Source organism: Rhizobium sp. PP-CC-3G-465 (assembly GCF_004343445.1).
Lineage (GTDB): Bacteria > Pseudomonadota > Alphaproteobacteria > Rhizobiales > Rhizobiaceae > Ferranicluibacter > Ferranicluibacter rubi.
This window is the reverse complement of sequence record NZ_SLYH01000047.1, coordinates 1-2,817: the sequence shown is the minus strand read 5'-3', so window position 1 is coordinate 2,817 and position 2,817 is coordinate 1. Positions and strand designations below refer to the sequence as shown.

Sequence of the window (2,817 nt, the reverse complement as noted above, 5' to 3'; positions counted from 1 at the left end):
GAGCTTATGATTTAGGCTGGTCCGCCATGATGCGTTCGATCCTTTCCGGATCACATTGCTCGTCGATAAGGAACTGCCGCACACCTCCGTCCCAGGTGCGGATATCGGCGAGGAATTCCTGCAGGCTTTCGATCCCCCGGTCCGTGAAGGTGGTGATGCCCTCTTCGCTGCCGTCATGGACATGGATCATCTCGCCGTAGTCGATGTTGTCGGAATTGTTGGCGATTTTCTGGAGAAGTTCAATGTTCTCGCCGATCAGCGAGGCGACATAGTCGATCGTGTAGACATGCGTCGGGCGCGCCATCAGGCTGCTTTCTGGTGGACGTGGCCTGCGGAAGACCAGTTCCACGGCAACAGTTCCGGCAGCCGCGACACGGGGATGCCAGGCATGCGAGCGAGCACGTCCGCCATGCTCTTAGCCGACAGGCGCATGCTTGCATGCGCCGTAAGGCCAAGCCTGCGGATCGATGTCGTTCATCTTGGCGGTGACGATCAGAGAATACATGAAGGCAGCACGCTCGCCGCCGCGCTGGGAGCCGGCGAATAGCCAGGATTTTCTTCCGAGAGCGATCCCGCGCAGGGCCCGCTCGGCCGCATTGTTGGTCAGACATAGCCTGCCGTCATCGAGGAACCGGGTGAAGGCCTCCCAGCGTCCCTCCTTCTCGAACATGTAGTTGATCGCCTTGGCGACGGGATTGTGCTTCGACATCTGGGAACGCTGGGCCATGAGCCAGTCGTGCAGTTCCTCGGCGATCGGACGCGCATGCTGCCGCCTCGCTACCAGTCTCTCTTCGTCGGACTTCCCGTTTATAACCCGCTCGATGTCGAAGAGCCCGTCAATGCGGGCAACGGCCTCAAGCGCGACAGGCGATATCTCGTGGGCAGGTTTGCCCTTGCGCACATTGCCGGCGATATCGGCCAGTTCGAAGAACTTGCGCCGTGCATGGCTCCAGCAGAGCGCGCTCTTGACCGGTTCGGGGCGGCGACCCGCACGATAGAGATCGTTGTAGCCGCCGTATGCATCGGCTTGGAGGGTGCCATGCCACCCGGCGAGATGCCGATTGGGATGGGTCTTCTCGCGATCGGGTGAGAAGTAGAAGAGCGCTGCGGGCGGTGCGCCGCCCGCAAACGGACGATCATCGCGCACGTAGGTCCATAACCTTGCCTGCCGTGTTGCGCCCCTGGCGAGGAGTGGCACGGTGGTGTCGTCACCATGCAGCCGTTCGGCTGCCAGTACATGGGCGCGGATCAGGTCATGGATCGGCTGGAGGGCGGTCGCGCAGGCTCCGACCTGGTCGGCCAACGTGGAGAGGCTGAGATCGACGCCTTCCCTGGCGTAGCGCTCGGCTTGGCGATTCAATGGCTGATGCTGGCCGAACTTCTCGAACAGGATCGTAGCGAGCAAGTTGGGACCTGCCCATCCCCGCGGTGTCGCATGGAACGGGGCCGGTGACTGGCTGATCTTCTCGCAATCCCGGCAGGTGAACTTCTCTCGCACCGTCTGGATCACTTTCCACTGGCGCGGGATCGCCTCCAGCGTCTCGGTGACGTCTTCGCCCATCTTCACGATCCGGGCCGAGCCGCAGCAGGCGCATTGCGTGGGAGCTTCGATGACCAGGCGCTCGCGCAGCAGATGTTCGGGAAACGGCTTGCGGGCCGGCCGGCGGCGTTCGAAGGCGGAGACATTTGTGATCTTCGCTGCCACGCGTTCAGCCGCGATCTCGTCTTCGGTGGCGTCAGCTTCGAGTTCTTCGAGCTGCAGTTCCATCTGGTCGATCAGCCGGGCGCGCCGTTCCGAGCTCTGGCCATACTGCTCACGGCGCAGCTTTGCGATCTCGAGCTTGAGGTGCCGGATCATCGCCTCCGAAGTCGTCACGACGGCGCGCACCTGCGCGAGATCGGCCTCGGCGGAGGCGGCACGCGCTTCCGATACCGCAAGCGCGGCGCGCAATCTGGCTATCTCCGAAGCAGCATCATCCATGGCCGAAAGCTACCATGGAACCACAGAAAGCCCAACAAAAACAGTGGAACGGTTGGCGACTATCCTGCCGTTGCAGGTCGCTGCGTCCAGCGTGGATTGCGCCAGTCGATCCCTTCCAGAAGATAGCCGAGTTGCGCCGCCGACACTGGCACGGCGGAGCTATTCTGGCTGACCGGCCAGATGAACTTTCCAGCCTCAAGCCGCTTCAGGTAAAGCGACATGCCGATCCCGTCGTGCCACAAAACCTTGATCAGATCACCCTTGCGACCCCGGAAGCAGAAGACCTCACCGCCATGAGGATCGCGGCCAAGACCCTGTTGCACCTTCAGCGCCAGGCTGTTCATGCCGCAACGCATGTCCGTCACGCCGCCCGCGATCCACACCTTCACCCCGGCCGGAAAGGCGATCATGACGCATCCAGGACCGGCAAAAGGCCGGCAAGGATGTTCGGATCAAGCGAGGCCGGGATCGTCAGGCGACGACCGTTCGGCAGGCCGATCTCGATCGTCTTGTCGCCGTCCGACCAGAGCGGACCGGCCATCTCGGAAGATGCCGGCGGCGGCAAAATCGAAAGCGGCACGAAGCTTGTTGATGCGGTAACGCTCAGAAGCCCGCTCCGGTATTCCCGACGCCAACGGGTCAACAACGACCGAGACAATCCATATCGCCGCGCCGTCACTGAACCCTGCCGAAAGCCTTGCAAGCTCTCCTCGACGATCCGAACCTTCTCTTCGTCCGACCAATCCCGTCGACGGCCAAGATCGTCCGCGGAAGAGACCTCAATAGGGGAAATGATTGTAGCGCATGACATAAGGCATGGACTTAAAGCCAATCAC

Annotated in this window: 3 protein-coding genes and 1 pseudogene; all 4 read right to left on the bottom strand. The window is 61.9% G+C overall.

All coding sequences use genetic code 11. The features are described 5' to 3' along the window. Positions 1 to 4 precede the first annotated feature (4 nt). The 4 genes and pseudogenes from C8J33_RS26695 to tnpA all read right to left on the bottom strand — a co-directional run bounded on the left by C8J33_RS26695 (position 5) and on the right by tnpA (position 2,792). A complete protein-coding gene (locus tag C8J33_RS26695) occupies positions 5 to 304 on the bottom strand; it encodes a hypothetical protein (RefSeq protein ID WP_110808511.1) in 300 nt (99 codons plus the stop codon). After that, positions 304 to 1,981, bottom strand: a pseudogene (gene tnpC, locus C8J33_RS26690) (IS66 family transposase). Before tnpC ends, C8J33_RS26695 begins: the two are co-directional and overlap by 1 nt. A 59-nt stretch (positions 1,982 to 2,040) precedes the next feature. Beyond that, a complete protein-coding gene (tnpB, locus tag C8J33_RS26685) occupies positions 2,041 to 2,391 on the bottom strand; it encodes an IS66 family insertion sequence element accessory protein TnpB (RefSeq protein WP_062594513.1) in 351 nt (116 codons plus the stop codon). Further along, positions 2,388 to 2,792 (bottom strand): IS66-like element accessory protein TnpA, encoded by a 405-nt coding sequence (gene tnpA / locus C8J33_RS28035; protein WP_132449928.1) that lies wholly within the window; start codon positions 2,790 to 2,792, stop codon positions 2,388 to 2,390. Before tnpA ends, tnpB begins: the two co-directional genes overlap by 4 nt. Positions 2,793 to 2,817: the final 25 nt, after the last annotated feature.

What these genes read in the sequence shown, in the direction of transcription:
- C8J33_RS26695 (WP_110808511.1), bottom strand. Translation starts at nt 304, where the DNA reads ATGGCGCGCCCGACGCATGTCTACACGATCGACTATGTCGCCTCGCTG.
- tnpB (WP_062594513.1), bottom strand. Translation starts at nt 2,391, where the DNA reads ATGATCGCCTTTCCGGCCGGGGTGAAGGTGTGGATCGCGGGCGGCGTG.
- tnpA (WP_132449928.1), bottom strand. Translation starts at nt 2,792, where the DNA reads ATGTCATGCGCTACAATCATTTCCCCTATTGAGGTCTCTTCCGCGGAC.